Origin of the sequence: Pseudomonas sp. NPDC099000, from assembly GCF_044759925.1 — a bacterium.
In the GTDB taxonomy this organism is placed as follows: domain Bacteria; phylum Pseudomonadota; class Gammaproteobacteria; order Pseudomonadales; family Pseudomonadaceae; genus Aquipseudomonas.
In genome coordinates, this window is record NZ_JBIWAF010000004.1 from 160,036 (window position 1) to 181,206 (window position 21,171).

20 protein-coding genes are annotated in these 21,171 nt (G+C 58.3%); 12 read left to right on the top strand and 8 right to left on the bottom strand.

Features of this window, described 5'->3' with window-relative positions; genetic code table 11:
• The first annotated feature begins 42 nt into the window (after nucleotides 1-42).
• The 4 genes from rpoZ to ACIQV9_RS07645 are packed head-to-tail and all read left to right on the top strand — an operon-like array spanning nucleotide 43 to nucleotide 3,672.
• Nucleotides 43-306, top strand: a complete 264-nt coding sequence (gene rpoZ, locus ACIQV9_RS07630) for a DNA-directed RNA polymerase subunit omega (RefSeq protein ID WP_007894670.1) — start codon at nucleotides 43-45, stop codon at nucleotides 304-306.
• Nucleotides 307-363: 57 nt separating this feature from the next.
• Nucleotides 364-2,469 (top strand): bifunctional GTP diphosphokinase/guanosine-3',5'-bis pyrophosphate 3'-pyrophosphohydrolase, encoded by a 2,106-nt coding sequence (spoT, locus tag ACIQV9_RS07635; RefSeq protein ID WP_403099825.1) that lies wholly within the window; start codon nucleotides 364-366, stop codon nucleotides 2,467-2,469.
• A gap of 24 nt (nucleotides 2,470-2,493) precedes the next feature.
• Nucleotides 2,494-2,874 carry a RidA family protein gene (locus tag ACIQV9_RS07640; protein WP_003229509.1) on the top strand — a complete coding sequence of 127 codons (381 nt, stop codon included), beginning with the start codon at nucleotides 2,494-2,496 and terminating at the stop codon, nucleotides 2,872-2,874.
• Nucleotides 2,875-2,931: 57 nt separating this feature from the next.
• Nucleotides 2,932-3,672, top strand: a complete 741-nt coding sequence (locus ACIQV9_RS07645) for a hypothetical protein (protein ID WP_403099827.1) — start codon at nucleotides 2,932-2,934, stop codon at nucleotides 3,670-3,672.
• Between the two features lie 143 nt (nucleotides 3,673-3,815).
• Here the strand turns inward: ACIQV9_RS07645 and ACIQV9_RS07650 are convergent, their stop codons facing one another.
• Nucleotides 3,816-4,673 (bottom strand): SDR family oxidoreductase, encoded by an 858-nt coding sequence (locus ACIQV9_RS07650; protein ID WP_403099829.1) that lies wholly within the window; start codon nucleotides 4,671-4,673, stop codon nucleotides 3,816-3,818.
• A gap of 190 nt (nucleotides 4,674-4,863) precedes the next feature.
• On the opposite strand from ACIQV9_RS07650, the gene exbB reads away from it, so the two are divergent.
• The 7 genes from exbB to ACIQV9_RS07685 all read left to right on the top strand — a co-directional run bounded on the left by exbB (nucleotide 4,864) and on the right by ACIQV9_RS07685 (nucleotide 12,254).
• Entirely contained in the window at nucleotides 4,864-5,862 is a 999-nt protein-coding gene (gene exbB, locus ACIQV9_RS07655) for a tonB-system energizer ExbB (RefSeq protein WP_403099831.1), read from the top strand.
• 6 nt (nucleotides 5,863-5,868) lie between these two features.
• Nucleotides 5,869-6,297: a TonB system transport protein ExbD gene (exbD, locus tag ACIQV9_RS07660; protein ID WP_403099833.1), complete on the top strand. Its 429-nt coding sequence runs from the start codon at nucleotides 5,869-5,871 to the stop codon at nucleotides 6,295-6,297.
• Nucleotides 6,294-7,043 (top strand): energy transducer TonB, encoded by a 750-nt coding sequence (locus tag ACIQV9_RS07665; RefSeq protein WP_403099835.1) that lies wholly within the window; start codon nucleotides 6,294-6,296, stop codon nucleotides 7,041-7,043. Before exbD ends, ACIQV9_RS07665 begins: the two co-directional genes overlap by 4 nt.
• A gap of 317 nt (nucleotides 7,044-7,360) precedes the next feature.
• Entirely contained in the window at nucleotides 7,361-8,290 is a 930-nt protein-coding gene (locus ACIQV9_RS07670) for a hydrogen peroxide-inducible genes activator (protein WP_008150125.1), read from the top strand.
• A gap of 9 nt (nucleotides 8,291-8,299) precedes the next feature.
• Entirely contained in the window at nucleotides 8,300-10,375 is a 2,076-nt protein-coding gene (recG, locus tag ACIQV9_RS07675) for an ATP-dependent DNA helicase RecG (protein ID WP_403099836.1), read from the top strand.
• Nucleotides 10,376-10,453: 78 nt separating this feature from the next.
• Nucleotides 10,454-11,854 (top strand): aminoacyl-tRNA deacylase and HDOD domain-containing protein, encoded by a 1,401-nt coding sequence (locus ACIQV9_RS07680; RefSeq protein ID WP_403099838.1) that lies wholly within the window; start codon nucleotides 10,454-10,456, stop codon nucleotides 11,852-11,854.
• Between the two features lie 142 nt (nucleotides 11,855-11,996).
• Nucleotides 11,997-12,254, top strand: coding sequence for a hypothetical protein (locus ACIQV9_RS07685; RefSeq protein ID WP_403099839.1), 258 nt, complete (start codon nucleotides 11,997-11,999; stop codon nucleotides 12,252-12,254).
• Between the two features lie 118 nt (nucleotides 12,255-12,372).
• Here ACIQV9_RS07685 and ACIQV9_RS07690 read toward each other — a convergent pair whose 3' ends face one another.
• Nucleotides 12,373-12,756 carry a helicase gene (locus ACIQV9_RS07690; protein WP_123408677.1) on the bottom strand — a complete coding sequence of 128 codons (384 nt, stop codon included), beginning with the start codon at nucleotides 12,754-12,756 and terminating at the stop codon, nucleotides 12,373-12,375.
• 482 nt (nucleotides 12,757-13,238) lie between these two features.
• Here ACIQV9_RS07690 and ACIQV9_RS07695 point away from each other — a divergent pair, with 482 nt between their 5' ends.
• The gene (locus tag ACIQV9_RS07695) at nucleotides 13,239-13,622 is read left to right on the top strand and encodes a DUF6124 family protein (protein WP_403099841.1); all 384 of its coding nucleotides are present in this window, start codon (nucleotides 13,239-13,241) and stop codon (nucleotides 13,620-13,622) included.
• Between the two features lie 55 nt (nucleotides 13,623-13,677).
• Here the strand turns inward: ACIQV9_RS07695 and ACIQV9_RS07700 are convergent, their stop codons facing one another.
• The 6 genes from ACIQV9_RS07700 to ACIQV9_RS07725 all read right to left on the bottom strand — a co-directional run bounded on the left by ACIQV9_RS07700 (nucleotide 13,678) and on the right by ACIQV9_RS07725 (nucleotide 21,159).
• A complete protein-coding gene (locus ACIQV9_RS07700) occupies nucleotides 13,678-14,109 on the bottom strand; it encodes a hypothetical protein (RefSeq protein WP_403099842.1) in 432 nt (143 codons plus the stop codon).
• A gap of 13 nt (nucleotides 14,110-14,122) precedes the next feature.
• On the bottom strand, nucleotides 14,123-14,665 hold the full coding sequence (locus tag ACIQV9_RS07705) for a lysozyme inhibitor LprI family protein (protein ID WP_403100022.1): 543 nt from the start codon (nucleotides 14,663-14,665) through the stop codon (nucleotides 14,123-14,125).
• A gap of 241 nt (nucleotides 14,666-14,906) precedes the next feature.
• Nucleotides 14,907-17,525: a T6SS phospholipase effector Tle1-like catalytic domain-containing protein gene (locus ACIQV9_RS07710; RefSeq protein ID WP_403099843.1), complete on the bottom strand. Its 2,619-nt coding sequence runs from the start codon at nucleotides 17,523-17,525 to the stop codon at nucleotides 14,907-14,909.
• Nucleotides 17,510-17,989, bottom strand: a complete 480-nt coding sequence (locus ACIQV9_RS07715) for a DUF3304 domain-containing protein (RefSeq protein WP_403100023.1) — start codon at nucleotides 17,987-17,989, stop codon at nucleotides 17,510-17,512. Before ACIQV9_RS07715 ends, ACIQV9_RS07710 begins: the two co-directional genes overlap by 16 nt.
• 273 nt (nucleotides 17,990-18,262) lie before the next feature.
• The gene (locus ACIQV9_RS07720) at nucleotides 18,263-19,069 is read right to left on the bottom strand and encodes a DUF4123 domain-containing protein (protein ID WP_403099844.1); all 807 of its coding nucleotides are present in this window, start codon (nucleotides 19,067-19,069) and stop codon (nucleotides 18,263-18,265) included.
• An 11-nt stretch (nucleotides 19,070-19,080) separates the two neighbouring features.
• The gene (locus ACIQV9_RS07725) at nucleotides 19,081-21,159 is read right to left on the bottom strand and encodes a type VI secretion system tip protein VgrG (protein ID WP_403099846.1); all 2,079 of its coding nucleotides are present in this window, start codon (nucleotides 21,157-21,159) and stop codon (nucleotides 19,081-19,083) included.
• Nucleotides 21,160-21,171: the final 12 nt, after the last annotated feature.

Here is a 21,171-nt window from a genome sequence, read left to right on the forward strand (position 1 = left end):
CACCCGGGCAGCGCGCATATTGCATTCGCTCCGAGGAATACCATGGCCCGCGTAACCGTTGAAGACTGCCTGAACCACGTGGAAAACCGTTTTGAACTGGTCATGCTGTCCACCAAGCGTGCCCGTCAACTGGCCACCGGCGGCAAAGAGCCACTGGTCCAGTGGGAAAACGACAAGCCTACCGTTGTAGCCTTGCGTGAAATCGCCGAAGGCCTGATGAGCTACGAGTTCATCGCCAATGCTGAAATCGTCGAAGACGAACCGCTGTTCGCAGCGTTCGAGGACGAGTCCAACGAGGCCGTCTAAGCCTATGCCTGGTCGACGTAGCACGGCGCGGGGTCACAGCGAACGGCAGGAGTTATCATGCCGAGCATAGACGCCCTCGCCGATCGCTTATCGACCTACCTCGGCAAGGACCAGGTCAACCTGGTTCGCCGAGCGTACTTCTACGCCGAACAAGCTCACGACGGCCAACGCCGCCGTAGCGGTGAGGCGTACGTCACGCACCCTCTTGCCGTGGCGAATATTCTTGCCGACATGCACATGGACCATCAGAGCCTGATGGCGGCGATGCTGCATGACGTGATCGAAGACACCGGTATTGCCAAGGAAGCGCTGCAAGCGCAGTTCGGCGAAACCGTGGCCGAACTGGTCGACGGGGTCAGCAAACTGACCCAGATGAACTTCGAGACCAAGGCCGAAGCGCAAGCCGAAAACTTCCAGAAAATGGCCATGGCCATGGCGCGCGACATTCGCGTGATCCTGGTCAAGCTGGCCGACCGCCTGCACAACATGCGCACCCTGGAAGTCCTCTCCGGTGAAAAGCGCCGGCGGATTGCCAAGGAAACCCTGGAAATCTATGCGCCCATCGCCAATCGGCTGGGCATGCACGCCATCCGCATAGAGTTCGAAGACCTCGGCTTCAAGGCCATGCACCCGATGCGTTCCGCGCGGATCAACCAGGCAGTCAAACGCGCCCGGGGCAACCGCAAGGAAATCGTCAACAAGATCGAAGAATCCCTCAGCCACTGTCTGGCCATCGATGGCATCCAGGGCGAGGTCAGCGGTCGTCAGAAACACCTCTACGGCATCTACAAGAAAATGCGCGGCAAGCGTCGGGCCTTCAACGAGATCATGGACGTCTACGCGTTCCGGATCATCGTCGACAAGGTCGATACCTGCTACCGCGTGCTGGGTGCTGTGCACAATTTGTACAAACCGTTGCCGGGACGCTTCAAGGATTACATCGCGATCCCCAAGGCCAACGGCTACCAGTCGCTGCACACCACGCTGTTCGGCATGCACGGTGTACCGATCGAGATTCAGATCCGCACCCGTGAAATGGAAGAGATGGCCAACAACGGCATCGCCGCCCATTGGCTGTACAAATCCAGCGGCGACGAGCAGCCAAAAGGCACTCACGCCCGTGCCCGCCAGTGGGTCAAAGGCGTGTTGGAAATGCAGCAACGAGCGGGCAACTCGCTGGAATTCATCGAGAGCGTGAAAATCGACCTGTTCCCGGACGAGGTCTACGTGTTCACTCCCAAAGGCCGGATCATGGAGCTGCCCAAAGGCTCCACGGCGGTCGACTTCGCTTACGCGGTGCACACCGACGTAGGCAACAGCTGCATCGCCTGCCGGATCAATCGTCGTCTCGCACCGCTGTCCGAACCGCTGCAAAGCGGCTCCACGGTCGAGATCGTCAGCGCTCCCGGCGCGCGGCCAAACCCGGCGTGGCTCAACTTCGTGGTCACCGGCAAGGCGCGGACCCACATCCGCCATGCGCTGAAACTGCAACGCCGCTCCGAATCCATCAGCCTCGGCGAACGCCTGCTGAACAAAGTGCTCAACGGTTTCGACAGTTCACTGGAAAAAGTAGCAGCCGATCGCGTCAAGGCGATGCTCGCCGAATACCGTCTCGAACTGATCGAAGATTTGCTGGAAGACATCGGCCTGGGCAATCGCATGGCCTACGTGGTCGCCCGCCGCCTGTTGGGCGAAGGCGAACAGCTGCCAAGTCCGGAAGGCCCGCTGGCGATTCGCGGCACCGAAGGCCTGGTCCTCAGCTACGCCAAGTGCTGCACACCGATTCCGGGCGACCCGATTGTCGGTCACTTGTCCGCCGGCAAAGGCATGGTCGTGCACCTGGACAACTGCCGCAACATCAGCGAAATCCGTCACAACCCGGAAAAGTGCATCCAGCTCTCGTGGGCCAAGGATGTCACCGGCGAATTCAACGTCGAGCTGCGCGTCGAACTGGAACATCAGCGCGGCCTGATCGCCCTGCTGGCCAGCAGCGTCAACGCGGCCGACGGCAATATCGAGAAAATCAGCATGGACGAACGCGATGGTCGCATCAGCGTGGTCCAACTGGTGGTCAGCGTGCACGACCGCGTGCACCTGGCCCGCGTGATCAAGAAACTGCGCGCGTTGACCGGGGTGATTCGCATCACCCGCATGCGCGCCTAAGCCCACTATTACAAGGAGTCATTCATGACCAAGACTGTTATCACCAGCGATAAGGCCCCGGCCGCCATCGGTACTTACTCCCAGGCGATCAAGGCTGGCAACACCGTCTACATGTCGGGCCAGATTCCTCTGGACCCAAAAACCATGGAATTGGTTGAAGGCTTCGAAGCCCAGACCGTCCAGGTGTTCGAGAACCTCAAAGCTGTGGCCGAAGCGGCTGGCGGTTCGTTCAAGGACATCGTCAAACTGAACATCTTCCTCACCGACCTGAGCCACTTTGCCAAGGTCAACGAGATCATGGGCAAGTACTTTGACCAGCCATACCCTGCCCGCGCCGCCATCGGCGTAGCTGCCCTGCCAAAGGGTTCGCAGGTTGAAATGGATGCCATTCTGGTCATCGAGTAATACATCCGGCGCAGCCTTTCAAGGTTGCGTCGACTTCGTTTCTGAAAGGATTCCACCATGCGCCATGCGCTAGCTCTCTCGCTGGTCGCCCTACTCTTGGGCGGTTGTGCCAGCAACCCTGCCGATCGTGACATCAGCGGCACCTGGATCAATCAGGTGGCGATCGACGCTGCGTCCAAAGGTGGCCCCCTGCGTGAAGCGCTCCAGGCTTATGGCCCGAACCTGGAATGGGACGTCAACACCAAGGCCGCCCAGGCCCGCTACACCAACGGTTTTGAAAACGTCGAAGGCAAGTTGCTGGGCGAAGAGTCCGACGCCTGGAAAGTCGACTTTTATGGCAGCTCCGCCAGCGAACTGAAGCGTGACGGCAAGCAACTGAGCCAGGCTGCCAGCGAAAACGAGCCGGAGCAGGTCTTTGACCGCGCGCTGATTCCGGTCCCGGATGGCGCACCGATTGGCGCGAGCTTCGAACGCGCGCTGTACACCGCCTACATGGGCGGCAGCTGGAAAATCGTCAACGGCCCGGGCGAAGGCAATACCGTGCAATTCCAGGCCGATGGCCAGGTTGCCGGCCTGCCGGGTGCCGATCGTTATGCCCTGTGCCTGGCGGGCGATTGCGCATCGATGAGCGGCGGCAATGACAACATGTGGCTGCAAGTGAACGGCCAGGGCAATACCTGGATCTTTGCGCGCAAGGGCAAGGAACTGGAGATTCTGCAGGCGGTGAACACGGCTCAGGCGGATGAAATGCCTCAGTTCACGCCAGGTGATCGCAAGTGGTTGCTGGAAAAGCAGTAACCCGGCCCTAACAGCCAACAAAAATCCAATTGTAGGAGCGAGGCTTGCCCGCGAAGGCGTCATAACTTCCAACATTTATATTGGCTGTTACATCGCCTTCGCGGGCAAGCCTCGCTCCTACACATGTTTTGGGCGTATGGAAGTCAGCCGCGGCCTTCGAGAATGGCGGCGTAGCCTTCACGATAGGTCGGGTACTTCGGGGACCAGCCCAAGGCTTTCGCCCGTGCATTACTGCACTGCTTGCTGCCCGTACGCCGTACGCTCTGATCGTCAGCCCATTCAGTCACGCCCAGATACTCGCGCAACCAGCCCACCACTTCGGCCAACGGCGCCGGCGCGTCATCCACGCCGATATAGACGTCATCCAGCGCCACCCCGCGTCGATCCGCTTCAAGCAAAAACGCCATCAAGCCCGCCGCGTCGTCGGCGTGAATGCGGTTGCCATACAGCGGCGGGTCAACGGCCACGCGATAGCCGCGACGCACTTGAGTCAGCAGCCATTCGCGGCCGGGGCCGTAAATGCCGGTCAAGCGCACGATGCTGGCCGGGATGCCGCTCTGCAGCGCCACTTGCTCAGCCTCCAGCATCAATCGGCCCGAATAACCTTCGGCAATAGTCGGCGAAGTCTCGTCGATCCACTCGCCACCCTGCTGGCCATACACACTGCTGCTGGAAACGAACAGCAGACGATTGGGCACCTGCCCGTAGTCGTTCAGCCATTCCAGTACATGCTGCAAGCCCTCGACATAGGCAGCGCGGTAACCGGCTTCATCGTGATCGGTAGCGGCCGCGCAATACACGAGGTAATCCACCGCACCGATGGGCCACGTCTCAGGACAGTCCTTATTGAACAAGTCGCCGGCAACGCCAATGACCCCCTCGGGCAGGCGTGAGACGTCACGCCTCAGACCATGAACTTCCCACCCGCAAGCCACCAATTGCGTAGCCAGACGACTGCCGACATCACCACAGCCGGCAATCAAAACAGAAGGCGCAGACATCAGAAAACTCCCATCAGAAAGGCACAGACTAGCGCCGGCAAAGGACGAGCGGCTAGCAATGAAGGAAAAAAAGAGACTCTATTACTTTTGTTAACAAGAATTAATTGCAATAATGCCAGCCACTTTTGTTCTCGGCCTTACGAGGCCTGGAAGAACATTTACCCTATTTTCTCTCTCAGGTCCGGCCAGCATGACACGCAATCAATCCCTCGCTTCGCCAACCAAACGACCTCGCGCCTGGAGCGCAGTGGCCGCCCTGCTGCTTACCCTGTTGCTTGCACCGGTCGCTACCTTCGCAGATGAAGCCTCGGCACCCGCCGCCCATGAGCCTTCGGTTCAAGCAACACCTGACGTACCGAGAAATCCTGACGGTAGCGTCGATACTTCGTCCCTGCCTCCGGAAGTACAAAAAGCATTAGCCGAGTTCGGCGAAGCGGCGAAGAAGATGAACGCCCCCCAAGAAGAGGAAAACTCGCTGGGCATGGCCCACGACCTGTCGCCTTGGGGCATGTACCAGAACGCAGACATTATCGTGAAAATCGTCATGATCGGTCTGGCCATCGCCTCGATCATCACCTGGACCATCTGGATCGCCAAGGGTTTCGAGCTGATGGGCGCCAAGCGTCGTCTGCGCAGCGAAATCGTCCACCTGAAAAAAGCCACCACCCTCAAAGAAGCCAGCGTGACCGCCACCCAGCAAGGCACCCTCGCCAACCTGCTGGTGCATGACGCCCTGGAAGAGATGCGTTTGTCGGTCAACAGCCGCGAAAAAGAAGGCATCAAGGAACGTGTTGCGTTCCGTCTCGAGCGTTTGGTAGCCGCCTGCGGTCGCAACATGAGCAGCGGCACCGGCGTCCTCGCCACCATCGGTTCCACCGCGCCGTTCGTGGGTTTGTTCGGCACCGTGTGGGGCATCATGAACAGCTTCATCGGCATCGCCAAAACCCAGACCACCAACCTCGCCGTCGTCGCCCCCGGCATCGCCGAAGCCCTGCTGGCCACCGCACTGGGTCTGGTTGCGGCGATTCCTGCTGTTGTGATCTACAACGTCTTCGCCCGCTCCATCGCGGGTTACAAGGCGCAAGTGTCAGATGCCTCGGCAGAAGTCCTGCTGCTGGTCAGCCGTGACCTCGATCACCTGCCGACCACCGAGCGCTCCACGCAACCGCACATGGTCAAAGTAGGGTAATCAGCCATGGGCTTGCATTTGAAAGAAGGCGCAGACGACGATCTGGCCGAGAACCACGAAATCAACGTCACGCCGTTCATCGACGTGATGCTGGTGCTGTTGATCATCTTCATGGTGGCCGCTCCTTTGGCCACCGTCGACATCAAGGTCGACCTGCCCGCCTCCAGCGCCAAACCGGCGCCGCGGCCGGAGAAACCGGTGTTCCTCAGCGTCAAGGCTGACCAGCGCCTGTTCCTCGGTGACGACGAAGTGAAGGCCGAGGCACTCGGCGCCACCCTCGACGCCAGGACCCAAGGCAAGAAAGACACGACGATCTTCTTCCAGGCCGATAAAGGCGTGGATTACGGCGACCTGATGAGCGTGATGGACAACCTGCGCTCCGCCGGTTACCTGAAGGTAGGTCTGGTCGGGCTCGAGACGGCAGTCAAGAAATGATCACGACGCGCCATAAGCTGACGCGTTACAGCGCGAGCCTGGCCGTGGTGCTGGGCGTCCATGCGCTGGCCATTGCGCTGGCGCTGAACTGGACGTCGCGCCCACCGATCGAGCTGCCGCCGCAGGCGATGATGGTCGAGTTGGCACCGGTTCCAGCCCCGCCACCGCCGGCACCGCCGAAAGTCATAACGCCGCCACAGCCACCGGCCCCGGTGGAAGAACTGCCGATCCCGAAACTGGCTGAAGTGCCAAAGGCCGAGATTGCCGTGCCGAAGCCGGTCAAACCCAAGCCCAAGCCTCAACCGCCCAAGCCGGTGGAGAAAAAGCCGGAGCCGCCGAAGGAGAAGCCGTCCGAGGAAAAACCGAGCGACGCGCAACCGACTCAGGCACCGACGGAGAAGTCCGCACAACCGGCACCGGGTCCATCGCCGGCGCAACAGGCTGCCAAGGCCAGCTGGGAAGGCACCCTGCTCGCGCACTTGGGCAAGTACAAAAAGTACCCGGCGAGCGCACAGAATCGGGGCAAGCAAGGCACCAACCGTCTCCGCTTTATCGTTGATGGCGAAGGTAATGTGTTGTCGTACGAACTGGTGGGCCGTTCAGGCACTGCCGATCTGGACCGGGCCACCCTGGAAATGATCCGCCTCGCCCAACCACTGCCCAAGCCACCGGCCGACATGCTGACCAATGGCACCATCGAAATCACGGCGCCGTTCCTCTACTCACTGGAAAAACGCCGTCGCTAAAAGCAACACCGCCCCCTGTGGCGAGGGGGCTTGCCCCCGTTGGGTCGCGAAGCGGCCCCAAAGCGGCGTCCGCGTTTCTCCAGATATACCGCATTTGCCTTCTGGGACTGCTGCGCAGTCCAACGGGGGCAAGCCCCTCGGGACGATCACCTGGTACAGATACAGCGCGGAAAATGAAGGCATCCGAAAGGTGCCTTTTGCGTATCTGCCAGCGGCAAATCGGCATTACCCAGTGTCACTCAGCACACTCAGTCTGATAACGTGCGTCTATCGATTGCAGCCGGTATGCTTGGCTCGCAACTTCATGGACGCTTGCTATGACTCTCACAGAATTACGCTACATCGTTACCCTCGCCCAAGAGCAGCACTTCGGCCACGCGGCCGAGCGTTGCCATGTCAGCCAGCCGACCCTGTCGGTGGGCGTGAAAAAGCTTGAAGACGAACTCGGTGTGCTGATTTTCGAGCGCAGCAAGAGTGCCGTGCGCCTGACTCCGGTCGGCGAAGGCATCGTTGCCCAGGCGCAGAAAGTCCTGGAGCAGGCCCAAGGCATCCGTGAACTGGCCCAGGCCGGCAAAAACCAGCTGACCGCCCCGCTGAAAGTCGGCGCGATCTACACCGTCGGCCCATACCTGTTTCCGCACCTGATTCCGCAACTGCACCGGGTCGCCCCGCAGATGCCGTTGTACATCGAAGAAAACTTCACCCACGTGCTGCGCGACAAACTGCGCAACGGCGAGCTCGACGCGATCATCATCGCCCTGCCGTTCAACGAAGCCGACGTTCTGACCCTGCAGCTCTACGACGAGCCGTTCTATGTCCTGATGCCGGCCCAGCACCCGTGGACGCAAAAAGAATCCATCGACGCCGCGCTGCTCAACGACAAGAGCCTGCTGCTGCTCGGCGAAGGCCACTGCTTCCGCGATCAAGTGCTGGAAGCCTGCCCGACCCTGGCCAAAGGCAACGACGGCGCCAAGCACACCACCGTGGAATCCAGCTCCCTGGAGACCATCCGCCACATGGTCGCGTCCGGCCTCGGCATCTCGATCCTGCCGCTGTCGGCAGTCGACAGCCATCACTACGCCCCCGGCGTGATCGAAGTGCGTCCACTGACGCCTCCGGTGCCGTTCCGCACCGTGGCCATCGCCTGGCGCGCGAGCTTCCCGCGGCCGAAGGCGATTGAAATCCTCGCTGACTCCATTCGCCTGTGCTCGGTGGCCAAGCCGCAAGCACCGGTGGTTGCGGCCTAAGTCGCTGCCATGACCGAGTTGTCGCAAGTGTCGGTCACGGCACTCAAGGGTGTCGGCGAGGCCATGGCCGAGAAGTTGGCCAAGGTCGGCCTGGAGAATCTCCAGGACGTGCTGTTCCACCTGCCGCTGCGTTATCAGGACCGCACTCGCGTGGTCCCGATCGGCCATTTGCGACCGGGGCAAGACGCCGTGATCGAAGGCACCGTCAGCGGCGCCGACGTGGTCATGGGCCGTCGCCGCAGCCTCGTCGTGCGTCTGCAAGACGGCACCGGCGGGCTCAGCCTGCGCTTCTACCATTTCAGCAACGCGCAGAAAGAAGGCCTCAAACGCGGCACGCGGATTCGCTGCTACGGCGAAGCCCGGCCCGGTGCCTCCGGGCTGGAAATCTATCACCCGGAATACCGCGCCATCACCGGTGACGAGCCACCGCCCGTGGATGAAACCCTGACCCCGGTCTACCCGCTCACCGAAGGCCTGACCCAGCAGCGCTTGCGCCAGTTGTGCATGCAAACCCTGACCATGCTCGGCCCGACCAGCCTGCCCGACTGGCTGCCGACTGAACTGGCCCGGGACTACCAACTGGCGCCGCTGGCCGACGCGATCCGCTACCTGCATCACCCGCCCGCCGATGCCGATGTCGACGAACTCGCCCTCGGCCATCACTGGGCGCAGCACCGTCTGGCCTTCGAAGAACTGCTGACCCATCAACTGTCTCAGCAGCGTCTGCGCGAAAGCATGCGCTCCCTGCGCGCGCCGGCGATGCCGAAAGCCACCAAACTGCCAGCGCAATACCTCGCCAATCTGGGCTTTACCCCAACCGGTGCACAGCAACGGGTCGGTAACGAAATCGCCTACGACCTCAGCCAGCACGAACCGATGTTGCGCCTGATTCAGGGCGACGTCGGCGCGGGCAAAACCGTGGTCGCCGCCCTCGCCGCGCTTCAGGCGCTGGAGGCCGGTTATCAAGTCGCGTTGATGGCGCCCACCGAAATCCTCGCCGAACAGCACTTCATCACCTTCAAGCGCTGGCTCGAACCGCTGGGCATTGAAGTCGCGTGGCTGGCCGGCAAGCTCAAGGGCAAAAACCGCGTGGCCGCGCTGGAGCAGATCGCCAATGGCGCACCGATGGTAGTCGGCACGCACGCGCTGTTCCAGGACGAAGTGCAGTTCAAAAACCTCGCACTGGCGATCATCGACGAACAGCACCGCTTCGGCGTGCAGCAGCGCTTGGCGTTACGGCAGAAAGGCGTCGGCGGGCGGATGTGCCCGCATCAGCTGATCATGACTGCCACGCCGATTCCGCGAACACTGGCCATGAGCGCCTACGCCGACCTCGACACCTCGATCCTCGATGAATTGCCGCCCGGCCGAACCCCGGTCAATACGGTATTGGTCACCGACACCCGGCGCGTGGAAGTCATCGAGCGGGTGCGCGGCGCCTGTGCCGAAGGTCGTCAGGCCTATTGGGTGTGCACGCTGATTGAAGAATCGGAAGAGCTGACCTGTCAGGCCGCCGAAACCACTTACGAAGACCTCACCGCCGCCCTCGGCGAGCTGAAGGTCGGCTTGATCCACGGCCGCATGAAGCCTGCCGAAAAAGCCGCCGTCATGGCCGAATTCAAGGCCGGCAACCTGCAACTGCTGGTCGCCACCACCGTGATCGAAGTAGGCGTCGACGTACCGAACGCCAGCCTGATGATCATCGAAAACCCCGAGCGCCTTGGCCTCGCGCAGCTGCACCAATTGCGCGGACGTGTCGGTCGAGGCAGCGCCGCCAGCCATTGCGTGTTGCTTTACCATCCGCCGTTGTCGCAGATCGGCCGTCAGCGCCTGGGCATCATGCGCGAAACCAACGACGGTTTTGTCATCGCCGAAAAAGACCTCGAACTGCGCGGCCCCGGCGAAATGCTTGGCACGCGCCAGACCGGTCTGCTGCAATTCAAGGTCGCCGACCTGATGCGCGACGCCGATTTGCTACCCGCCGTGCGCGACGCCGCCCAGGCTTTGCTGGAGCGCTGGCCGGACCACGTCAGCCCGTTGCTCGACCGCTGGCTCCGCCATGGGCAGCAATACGGCCAAGTGTGAGCACCGTCGCAGTTTGTGGACGAAGCTTTGAAACAAGCTGGTTATACTCCTGCAATTGTTTGAATACGGATACAGACCATGACTGAAGCTGCCCTCGCCCCGGAACCCCTGCACGCTCCGTCTGTTATTCGGCTGCTGCTGGGCAAGTTGGGCATTGCCTACGAAGAAGTGCTCGACCACCACGGCCTCAACGCCTCGCGCAAAGTGCAGGCGGTTCTGGTGGACGACGCGGTCGGCGCCCTGATGGTGCTGTTCCCGCAAAGCCAGTTGCTGGACCTCAATCGCCTCGCCGAACTGACCGGCCGCCGCCTCACCGCCGTGCCCACCGAACGCCTGGTTAAAATGCTCGGCAAGCACAACCTGAGCCTGCTGCCCGGCCTGCCGGCGCTGACCAGTTCGCCGTGCCTGTACGAAGAAAGCCTGCTGCGCGAACCGAAGTTGCTGATCAACTCGGGCGAGCCGGGCCTGCTGCTGGAAATCACCAGCGAAGATTTCAAGACCATGCTGACCAAGGCCAGTGCCGCGAACTTCGGCGAGAACCTGACCAGCATCCGCCCGAACCTCGACCGCCCCGACGATGACCGCGAGGAAATCACCCAGGCCGTCCAGGCGTTCACCGCGCGGCGCATCCAGCAACGCCTGGAAGCCACCATCGAAATTCCGCCGCTGGCCGAGACCGCGCAGAAAATCATCAAACTGCGCGTCGACCCCAACGCCACCATCGACGACATCACCGGCGTGGTCGAAACCGACCCGGCGCTGGCCGCCCAGGTCGTCAGCTGGGCCGCGTCGCCGTACTACGCCTCGCCGGGCAAGATTCGTTCAGTGGAAGATGCGATCGTGCGCGTGCTGGGTTTCGACCTGGTGATCAACCTCGCGCTGGGCCTGGCCTTGGGCAAAACCCTGAGCCTGCCCAAAGACCACCCGCAACACACCACGCCGTACTGGCAGCAATCGATCTACACCGCCGCCGTCATCGAAGGCCTGACCCGCGCCATGCCCCGCGCCCAGCGCCCGGAAGCCGGCCTGACCTACCTCGCCGGCCTGCTGCACAACTTCGGCTACTTGCTGCTGGCCCACGTGTTCCCGCCGCACTTCTCGCTGATCTGCCGCCATTTGGAGGTCAACCCACACCTGTGCCACAGCTACGTCGAGCAACACCTGCTCGGCATCAGCCGCGAACAGATCGGCTCCTGGCTGATGCGCTACTGGGACATGCCCGACGAACTCGCCACCGCGCTGCGCTTCCAGCACGACCCGCACTACGACGGCGACTACGCCGAATACCCGAACCTCGTCTGCCTATCCGTACGCCTGCTGCGCAGCCGCGGCATCGGCTCCGGGCCGGATGAAGACATCCCCGACGCATTGCTGGAACGCGTCGGCCTGACCCGCGACAAAGCCAACGACGTCGTCAGCAAAGTGCTTGAAGCTGAAGTGCTGCTGCGTGAACTCGCTTCGCAATTCAGCCAGGCCTAAAGCACTACGGGCAAGCCCACTCCCACAGGATTTACGCAATCCCTGTGGGAGCGAGGCTTGCCCGCGATGAATCCAACTCGGTCTGACTGACCACTTCAAACCTGCCCCCACTATGATTCGATTACAAATAGAGGGCTTTCCAATGACCCGAATAGCGGCTGCCAGTGTTGCCAGTCAAATCCGCACGCTTGCTAAAAGTCACAAGGTTACAGCTGAACGGGACGGCATGAGTCGTATGGCCGTGAGCATTACCCGTCTGGCTGGTGACGTCGTCGAGTTGGATGGTATTGAACAGTTGCTCGTCAATCTCAAGAGAAAAGGTGTTCTAAGCAAGACTGAGATCCTGGCGCTGCAAGGACGCTATCTACAGGAAAGGCGTGCACAGAAACGTAGCGCATGACACTTGATCCGTTCAGCGACTTAGCGGCACAGCCACGCGACGCCCGCGAACCTTCTCAGTCGAATGGCAGTAAAGGCTAGCTTGCTCTCGAAGAGTCCCGGCGAGCTACCTGAAAGACTTATGCCTTCGGCTTAGCCTTCCGCGGCTTCAAATACTTGGTCAACCCCTGAAACCAGATCACCAACGCCGGATTGCCCTTGATCTGAATCGACTTGTCCTGAATCCCCGTCATAAACGCCAACTGCTTGTTCTTCGCCTGCATCGTGGCAAAGCCATACGCCGCGTCTTTAAAGGCAATCGCAAACGCCGGCTCGGCATACACGCCCGACTTGCTGGTAATACGCTGATCCTTCACAAAGAAATGCCGCGCCACTTTCCCGTCCAGGGTCTGTAGCTGGAACACCAATTCCTTGTCACCCAACTGCTGCTGAAACGCAGGATTAGTCCGACTGGCCTTACCCATCAACAAACCCAGCATCCACAGAAGAAAACGAAATTTCATGCGCACAGCCTCAAGAGAAAAGTGAACGGCCGGCGCAGTGTAGCGGCTTCAAGCGAGAACGCCACTGTTGTGCAGTGATGGAAGAAGATGCCGTGGTTTTTGACGCTGATGACTACCAAGTCATTGACGAAACGAGGGTGTTTAAAAGCGTGAAGATTTTGATCTTTCTACGTTCGACTTCGTCGGATATTTCCTTCGATACGTGGTGCTGTTCGTGAACTAGGCAGGCCTGGGCTTCACCGATAGGCTTTGTTCGTCGCCGCAAAATCGGTGACACGGACGTGCAAGTCCGATCTGGAACACATTCGTTATGGCTATTGAACGAGCATTTTCTTATGCTCGCGAATCGTTATGGCGGCTGTGTGTGGGAGACCTTCGGGTCTGCCGGAGTTCCGGACCGGTCTTGCACACCTATACACAGTTGCCACCTCTTTCGAAGTGCGAGCGAAACGGTGTCAGCTCCAATTTCCGGAAGATACTGAATGATCAAGCCAACACCGAATCCACCCGAAAACGAAGCCACATCCCCCTACGAATCCTTCGATTCGAAGAAACTCCACGAAGCCGCCGAACGCGCGCTCAACCACCATTTCGCCCCACCACCCGGCGATAAACCCAAGCCTCGCAAAGGCAACCTCTTCGCCGTCTCCCCCGACATCGACACCGAAGCCCTCCTGGCCAACGCCTCGGAAGACCTGCTGTCCATCAGCGCCATCGCCGCTAACCTGGCCGACGACGTGGACGGTGCACGACGCTCCTTAGCCTTGGCGCTAAGCAGATTGGCGGATGGGGTTCGGTTGTTGGTGGAGCGAGCGCTGGATCACATTGATTCGCCCAATCCGGCGGAACATCGGGCGAAGGTGTAACGGAGCCACGGGATAAAAAAGGGGACGTTGAGTCCCCTTTCTTGATGATCTCGACTCACCACTGACAACCTGTCTCTGGTGACGCTTCCATGCTGATATCTTGATCGAACGAATACTTCTTACCGGATTTGTAATTCGTGTAGTACATCGAGTTTACCCGAGCCCCCTGAGTTGCCCTTTCATACTCCCCCGTCATCACACCGTCAGAAACCTCCACCCAAGTCGTCGTGAACTGATACGGCCCGTCTTCCGTCATGACTTCTTCCTCCGTGTTCCGATAAACGAGAGGAATGGCCTTCTTCGACTTGCTATACCTAACCCCCGCGCCGCTCCATTTGGTGACCGAGTCGTAATAGGTTCTGAATTCGAAATTGATGTTTTTGCCTTCCAGCGAACGGAAACAAGAAACCTCAGTGGTGACTTCGCTGTGAGCCGCCATCGGACAGAGGAGCAGCAAAGCTACAAAAAACGAAGAAAAAAATTTCAAACCGGTCATTCCTTTAGCGGTTCATAGGTAACTGAAAGCGCATTCGCACAGCGCAATAAGCGAGGTCTTCACGAAACAAACGAAAACTCATCTCGCACTGTCCGTCCGCATATTGCTTCCAAACCGGATCGTCGAAGTCACCCCCTCCGAGCAGATTGATCGAGGCCTTCAGACCGCTTTCACGATCCTGCCCTGCCATCAACGAAGCAGCTTTGTAAAAGCCATCATTCGGCATACCTGTCTGTAGATAAATGAGCTCACCCAACCGGGCAGTGGTTGTCTGCGCCAAACACGCGAGCTTCTCGATGGGCGCCTCCGCTCCCGGCAAAATCGCTTGATACAGATCCTCGCAATACGCTTCTTTGAAGCGCACCCACCTTCTTTGCAGATCGGTCAGTTGCTTCTTGTCTGCGGGAGACAAGCTGGCCAGGGTTTTCTTGTATTGCTCATTCAACACAGCGTCGACTTTTTCGAAGCTTTGCTGGCCGCAGATGATCAAATCAGGATTGGTAAAGCTGTCGTGGTTGCAGGTTTCCTGTGCATGAGCCGAAACCATCGACGCCGCTGAAGCGACGCTCGCCACTGCTACGGCGAACCTCCTAAGCTTCGTTATCACGGTTGACTCTCGATCCACGGACTGATTACCAGTTTTCGAACCGCTACAGCCAAAAAATAAACCCAAAAAAATAAATCCGTTCCCATTTCGCACCAGTTTCGCTAGCCCCATTTCGCTAAGGTGTAGGCGAATCACGAAAAGGGCGGCTCATTTCAGAATCGCCCTTTTTATCGTTTTGCAATTACACGTTCTTTTCAGACGACTTCAAGTTGCTGGCCTGATCGGCTACCAAGTCGAGCCAGCCACCGGGCTTTTCTTCATCGTTAGCCGCTTTCGCCACCATACTGGCCAAAGCACCAGCGTCCTTCTTGCGAGCAGCTTCGACTGCTTCAAGCGCCTGATGGGCTACCAGGATTTTCTGCAGAGCCGGGGTGTTAGCGGTGGCTGTAGTCAACGGCTTCAGCGGTGGCAAGGCAGCAACTTTGGCCACCATGTCGCCCGGAGTCTTAGTGAATGCTCGCAGAGCATCCAGATTGCTTGCTACTGGAAGCGCAATGCCAGTAAGCGGGTCGAAAGCGCTGATTTCCGGCAGACCTACTTTTCCACTCAGAACAGGACGAGCCAAGGATGGCAAGAACAGGCCTAGCAACATACGCGGATCTTTTTTCTTGATACTGAGCCCGACGCTCGCCAGGGCAATACCAAGTCCGATCACTCGCCCGGCGCTAACCAGAAGGGACAATTGCTTGTTCGATTCGGTATCGAAATGGACCAGTCGAATGCGGAAATAGTCAGTAAAGGGTTCACGTGGGCCAATGGCAGAAAAGTTCATGAACCAGGCTCGAGAGTCATGAACCTGTTCATCGAACAATGCCACGAGGTCCTCTTCTCCCTGCCTAGGCTTATTAGGCGCACTGAACATCTTGTTGTAGCGCTTGGTTCCCTCTGTATGAAGGTATGCATATTCCTCGGCTTCGTCTTCCTCGTTGATCAGGTAGACCGTGCCGCCCAGCAACATATCGGCGACGCCACCAACGGTGAGGCCATCGTCTACCATGCCCCATTCTTGTCGGTAGTCATGACGAAACTCAGCCGCCGCTCCACTCAGTTGTCTATGGTCCAAAGGTGGTTCGAATACCTTCTCCCCGCGCATCTTGTCGACTTTTTCCTGCCCACCAACAATTTGTATATTTAGTTGATGCTCTTTCTCTTGAGCTTCAGTGTAAACCGGCTTAGGAAGCCCCTTGGAAGCGGCGGTTACATCGGCATTGTTACGTTTTTCGATGGCCTGCCAAGCATCTATTTTGGCTTTAGGCATATCCGGAGCAGCATTTTTAAAGAACGATTGTTTTTCTACACCGCCAGCATATCGATCGATTCGCCAAGCAGTAATGAGAGCGTGCTCACGCTTCATCATTTCTTCTAATGGCCCACTTTGGCCCTGTGCTTGCCAGGCATTGAAACGTTTGATGAGAGTTTCAGAGACTGAAAATTCAAGTTCAAGATCCGCACTCATTGCTCTCCATTGGTCGTGAACCTCTTTTTGCACCGCTGGCTCCGGCACCAATAATGGCGCACCTGCCATGAATGCCTCCGCATACATGTGCTGTAAAGAAATTTGCGACAACACATGATCGGAGCCGGCTGTGGCCTTACCCTGATCGTTCGGAGAATACCCCCCACCTACGTCCGAGTGAACGCCTGGATATATGTATTCGGCCGTTCCTTGCCGATAACCTGATGCTTTACTTTTGTCACGGTTACCATCAGGCGATTTGGGGCGCCGTCGGATAGAATCCAGTGGAAAACTTGCTCGCTGTTCATGGCCAGAAACAAGATGCACACAACGTTTTAGAAAAGAACAGTCGTCGGGCAACGCCGTGTTCTGGCAAATGGATGCAGCCTCATCAGGTAATCGCATGGTCCCATCAGCCCAGTCCATATGCCCTGCCGCAAATGGAGCACTGTCGGCAAGACCAACCGCCGCAACGGTATCAAATACACCTAGAAAATTTACGGAAATCGGCAGTCCGGCGAAGCGATACTCAACTTCGCCACTCGCCCCGTTACAGCGAACCAGTGCCTGTAACCAATTAACGAAAGTCCTAGCTTCTGCGGCTCCTCGAGAGAACCCATAAACATAAAGTCGCATGGCCAATATGTTCGGCTTTTCATCAGCGTCGAGCTTCTGTTTTAGCTCACCCTCCAACTTTTCTATTTCCGGGCGCAACGTTGCTTCGCGCATTTTTTCTCCATTCTGGAGTATTCCTGCACTAAGAACGTTGCCAAACCAGTTAGTGGCCATGGCTTTTAACATCGTTTTCGCTTCAACGATATCTAACCTTTCTTCTCCTAAATTTCGTTTTAATGCATCAAGCAGCCTCGTTAGAGCCCAATTAATACGGTTTTCGCCACCGCTAGCTCCAACAAGGCCATTTTGATCTGGAGTGTATTCGTCGACGTCAGGAAAAACTGTCCCGACACCGGGACAATAATATTTTAGAAACCCCTCACTCTGCGTATCAGGGTTTGCCCCTAAACTTGCGTGAAAAAGCCGAGCGATATTGCTTCGAGAATTGGGCGTTGACGAGCCGTCTGCTTGGTCGTTGTTATTGGTGCCATCAAAAGCCAATGTGATATGTAATGTTTTACAGCAAGGCGTCCCGCTATTCGCCTGCCCCTTAGTTTGAGCAAGCTTGCGTTGATTATTACCAAATACTCTTTCGTCTTTTTTCTGCTGTTGTATGTTCTTCGACAACTGTCCCGGATCATTTGGCAACCGACGCGTAAGAGGAAAGCTTGGGGCAATTAGTGCTCCCTCCGGCGGAGGAGCACCATTTGCCATCAATGATTCGAACATGAGGTCGGCTCCTTAGCTTGAAAGTACGCTTTATCTGGATAATTTGGATTGCCGGGTGTGAAGCAAGTCGTGGATACTTTTACCTGGTCGCAGGGAAGAAAGTGAACCTGTAACGCACATAGTTTTTCGGCGTACTTGGGAATCTCAACCGTAGCTGTATGGTGAGAGTAACCAGAGGAGTGACGAACTGCAGCCTCTTTAACAATTTGCCCATACTGATCACGTTTGAGGGATTGGTATGGCTTTGGATCTTTGTCCCACTCGATAATCGCTCTAATTCCAGGATTCCACTGAACGGGTAGTGCGCCACAGCAAACTTCACCTCCACCTTGATTTGCTGGAATCCGTGGACCACCGGCACCGTTAATACTAAATCTTATAATTTCTGCGGAGGTATGGTTATAACCAGTAACCGGTGCAGACACCATTTCCGGACCAGCGTTGCACGCGCTTACGCAAAGCATTCCGACTGATAGGATTAATAATTTTCCAAGCCTATTAGAGTTAATATTTTTCCGCTCTAAATACTGCCTTCCTACAAACAGCTCTACCATCAACGTCGCGCAGCAGCGAACTGACTTAATAACGCCTGTTAATATTGACATACCTTCGGTTCCTCCATGTTCATCGGGCAATTAATAAAACACCCGGAGAGCCGGGTTTAATCCACTCACGAACCAGCCAGGAAAACATCACCTTCCCTGAAAATTCCGTCGGGCTACGAGCACTCACCCCCATCAAATCAACGCCTTCGGTGGCTCATCAATCACAAACGGCGAGTTCTCCACCAACCACTGTTCAATAAACGGCTCCCGTTCCTCCGGCTCTTTCAATCCCTTCTGATTCGCCGCCAATTGGCTGCGATACAAATGACGAATAAGGCTCTCATTACGGCTCAAACCATAGTTCTGCGGCACGGCGCAGCGATCAACCCGGTAAGCATCAGCCTCTGTCCAGGCAAGCAGGTTGGCCACTTGCGGGTGGTCGAACATTACGGGGCCGCTGGCCGGTGTCGGTGCGTGGCGCACGTAGTTGCCGGGCAGGCTTTGTGGGTGTTGGTCGCGGTCGAGCCAGTGCCAGGAAATCACGGCGGCGTGGAAGGCGTTGCTTTGCGCGGGGGTCAAAGTTTCGGCGACTGGCAGCAGCATGCGCGGGTCGTAGTAACGCAAAACGCCTTCGGAGCGGCCCTGATTCCATTGCGCCTGGAGGAAGCCTCGCAGATGATCGGCCAGCGCTTCGAATGCCCAAGGGCTGAACAGGGCGACGACGTGTTTGTTGCAGTCGACGGCGCTGATGAAGGTTTTCAGCCAGGGCCGTTGGGCGTTGTCTACGCGCAGCAGCAGCGGACCGAAATCGGCGATGGCGACTTCCGGGGTGTTTTCGAACAGCTTGGCCAGTTTGGCCGCTTCGGGTTGCTCCGCCAGTTCTTGCAGCAGCGGGTAGTCGAGGCTGGTGGCGTCGATCAGCAGGTCGAGGTGCTGGTGTTGCAGTTGCTGGGCGTTGACCCATAACTCGTCGAGCCAGTGCACGTTGCTTGTGTACATAAAGTCGTCCTTTATCTCGCGGCCAGAGCTTGGGCGTTACGTTTGGCTCGGGCCAGACATTCCTTGCAGACTGGCGGTGGCGGCATCGGCGCATTGCCGAGCGCCTGTGGCGGCACCGCGCCAGCGATGTCTGAATCTGCAGCGCCCGGCAGACGCGGTGGCTTGATGCCAATCCCGGTGCCGCTGCCCGCCGAACCGCCGGCATTAATCTTCACCACCGGCCCAACAACCGTCACCCCGCCGCCATCCAGCTTGATAAAGCTGCCACCCCCCAAAATGGTCAGCTCAGTACCAGCTTCAATAACAATCTTCGCCCCAGCCTTCAGATGAATCTCTTTCCCGACACTCGTCAGCTGCGCAGTCCCCAGCTTCACATGCTGGTTCTGCCCAATCGTCAGGTGATCATCCAGCCGCGTTTCAACCTTGCGATCGGCAATCGTGGTGCGATGCTCTTCAGCCTTGAGTTCGGTGTAGGTGTTCTTGACCACCGTATCGTGGCGTTCGTTACCCACGCGAATCTTCTGATCATGCTCAATGTTTTCATCCCAATCCCGCTGGGCATGAATAAAGATCTGCTCGGCTCCCTTCTTGTCTTCAATCCGCAGTTCATTGAACCCACCGCCCCCCGGTGAGCTAAGGGTTTTGAACACAGTGCGAGTCTTGTTCGCCGGCAATTCGTAGGGAACCTGGTTTTCCTTGTGGTACAGGCACCCCGTCACCAACGGCTGATCAGGATCCCCTTCGAGGAAGGTGACGAGCACTTCCATACCGATCCGCGGAATGGCGATGGCGCCATAACGGTCGCCAGCCCAACTCGACGAAACGCGCATCCAGCAGCTGGTTTTGTCATCCGCCAACCCTTCGCGGTCCCAGTGGAACTGCACCTTGATGCGGCCGTACTGATCGCAGTGAATCTCTTCACCTTTAGGCCCGGTGACCATGGCGGTCTGACTGCCGAGCACACGCGGTTTCGGGTGTTGCAGCGCGGGGCGGTAGAACACGGTCCATGGGGTGGCGAGGAAGCGGTTGCGGTAGCCCTGGTGGAAGTCGTCTTTGTTGTCGGTGGTGTCGCTGGTCACGGACTCTTCGAGGACTTGCGGTTGTTTGCCTTCGTGGACGATTTCGGTGAGCAGCCAGAGGTCGTTCCACTCGGTGCGCGGGTGGTCGGACATTTCCAGGAAGTGGCCGCTGACCAGGGTGGTCTGATCGCTTTTGCCTTCGGCTTGCTGGTAGTCGGCGCGGTGGCGTTCGAGGGCGCGTTGGCTGAGGAATTTTCCGCGCGCGCGGTCGAGGAAACGACCGGGGTAGTCGTAGTCTTCCAGATCCGGTTCGGTGCTTTCGCCGTCGGGCTTGTAGGCGGCTTCGAGTTGCAGACGTGGTTTTTCGAAGTCGTAGTCGCGACGGGTGACGCGGCCGGTGCGGGTTTCGAGGCGCAGTTTGAAGCCTTTGATCACCGGTTCGTCAGCGACCATGCCGCTGCCTTGTACGTAGGCCGTTGGCTGGCCGAGTTTCGGGAACACGGTCTGGTCATCACCGAACACCAGCAGGTGACCTTTCTCGCTGTGCTGGAAGTGGTAGTGAATGCCTTCCTCTTCGCACAGGCGCTGGACGAAGTGCAGGTCGGTTTCGTCGTACTGCACGCAGTAGTCGCGGTCCGGGCAGGGCTGGCTGAGCTGGAAGCGGTAGGCGTTGCCCTTGATGCCGTGTTCGTCGAGGATCAGCGCGATGATTTTCGGTGCGGACATCTGCTGGTAGATGCGCTGGTTGGTGCGGTGATGCAGGTATTGCAGCTGCGGCACCAACGAGACTTTGTAGCGGGTCAGGCGCTTGCCGGCATCGCCTTGGGCGACGCGGTAGATCTGGCCGTGAATGCCGGAGCCTTGCGGATCGAACGCCAGGAACGCCTGTTTGTGCAGGAGCTTTTCCAGGTCCAGATCGGGGTTTTCGCTGACCAGTTCCAGGTCGAAGCGATACGGCTGGCTGATGCCTTCAGTGCCGGTGAACGACAGCACTTGCAGGTCGCCCACCTGATCGCCTTGAGAACCGTCGACGGTCAGGCTGAAGTGGGTTTCGTTAGCGAGGTTGAACATTGCTTGCTCCCT

What these genes read in the sequence shown, in the direction of transcription:
- rpoZ (WP_007894670.1), top strand. Translation starts at nt 43, where the DNA reads ATGGCCCGCGTAACCGTTGAAGACTGCCTGAACCACGTGGAAAACCGT.
- spoT (WP_403099825.1), top strand. Translation starts at nt 364, where the DNA reads ATGCCGAGCATAGACGCCCTCGCCGATCGCTTATCGACCTACCTCGGC.
- ACIQV9_RS07640 (WP_003229509.1), top strand. Translation starts at nt 2,494, where the DNA reads ATGACCAAGACTGTTATCACCAGCGATAAGGCCCCGGCCGCCATCGGT.
- ACIQV9_RS07645 (WP_403099827.1), top strand. Translation starts at nt 2,932, where the DNA reads ATGCGCCATGCGCTAGCTCTCTCGCTGGTCGCCCTACTCTTGGGCGGT.
- ACIQV9_RS07650 (WP_403099829.1), bottom strand. Translation starts at nt 4,673, where the DNA reads ATGTCTGCGCCTTCTGTTTTGATTGCCGGCTGTGGTGATGTCGGCAGT.
- exbB (WP_403099831.1), top strand. Translation starts at nt 4,864, where the DNA reads ATGACACGCAATCAATCCCTCGCTTCGCCAACCAAACGACCTCGCGCC.
- exbD (WP_403099833.1), top strand. Translation starts at nt 5,869, where the DNA reads ATGGGCTTGCATTTGAAAGAAGGCGCAGACGACGATCTGGCCGAGAAC.
- ACIQV9_RS07665 (WP_403099835.1), top strand. Translation starts at nt 6,294, where the DNA reads ATGATCACGACGCGCCATAAGCTGACGCGTTACAGCGCGAGCCTGGCC.
- ACIQV9_RS07670 (WP_008150125.1), top strand. Translation starts at nt 7,361, where the DNA reads ATGACTCTCACAGAATTACGCTACATCGTTACCCTCGCCCAAGAGCAG.
- recG (WP_403099836.1), top strand. Translation starts at nt 8,300, where the DNA reads ATGACCGAGTTGTCGCAAGTGTCGGTCACGGCACTCAAGGGTGTCGGC.
- ACIQV9_RS07680 (WP_403099838.1), top strand. Translation starts at nt 10,454, where the DNA reads ATGACTGAAGCTGCCCTCGCCCCGGAACCCCTGCACGCTCCGTCTGTT.
- ACIQV9_RS07685 (WP_403099839.1), top strand. Translation starts at nt 11,997, where the DNA reads ATGACCCGAATAGCGGCTGCCAGTGTTGCCAGTCAAATCCGCACGCTT.
- ACIQV9_RS07690 (WP_123408677.1), bottom strand. Translation starts at nt 12,756, where the DNA reads ATGAAATTTCGTTTTCTTCTGTGGATGCTGGGTTTGTTGATGGGTAAG.
- ACIQV9_RS07695 (WP_403099841.1), top strand. Translation starts at nt 13,239, where the DNA reads ATGATCAAGCCAACACCGAATCCACCCGAAAACGAAGCCACATCCCCC.
- ACIQV9_RS07705 (WP_403100022.1), bottom strand. Translation starts at nt 14,665, where the DNA reads ATGGTTTCGGCTCATGCACAGGAAACCTGCAACCACGACAGCTTTACC.
- ACIQV9_RS07710 (WP_403099843.1), bottom strand. Translation starts at nt 17,525, where the DNA reads ATGTTCGAATCATTGATGGCAAATGGTGCTCCTCCGCCGGAGGGAGCA.
- ACIQV9_RS07715 (WP_403100023.1), bottom strand. Translation starts at nt 17,989, where the DNA reads ATGCTTTGCGTAAGCGCGTGCAACGCTGGTCCGGAAATGGTGTCTGCA.
- ACIQV9_RS07720 (WP_403099844.1), bottom strand. Translation starts at nt 19,069, where the DNA reads ATGTACACAAGCAACGTGCACTGGCTCGACGAGTTATGGGTCAACGCC.
- ACIQV9_RS07725 (WP_403099846.1), bottom strand. Translation starts at nt 21,159, where the DNA reads ATGTTCAACCTCGCTAACGAAACCCACTTCAGCCTGACCGTCGACGGT.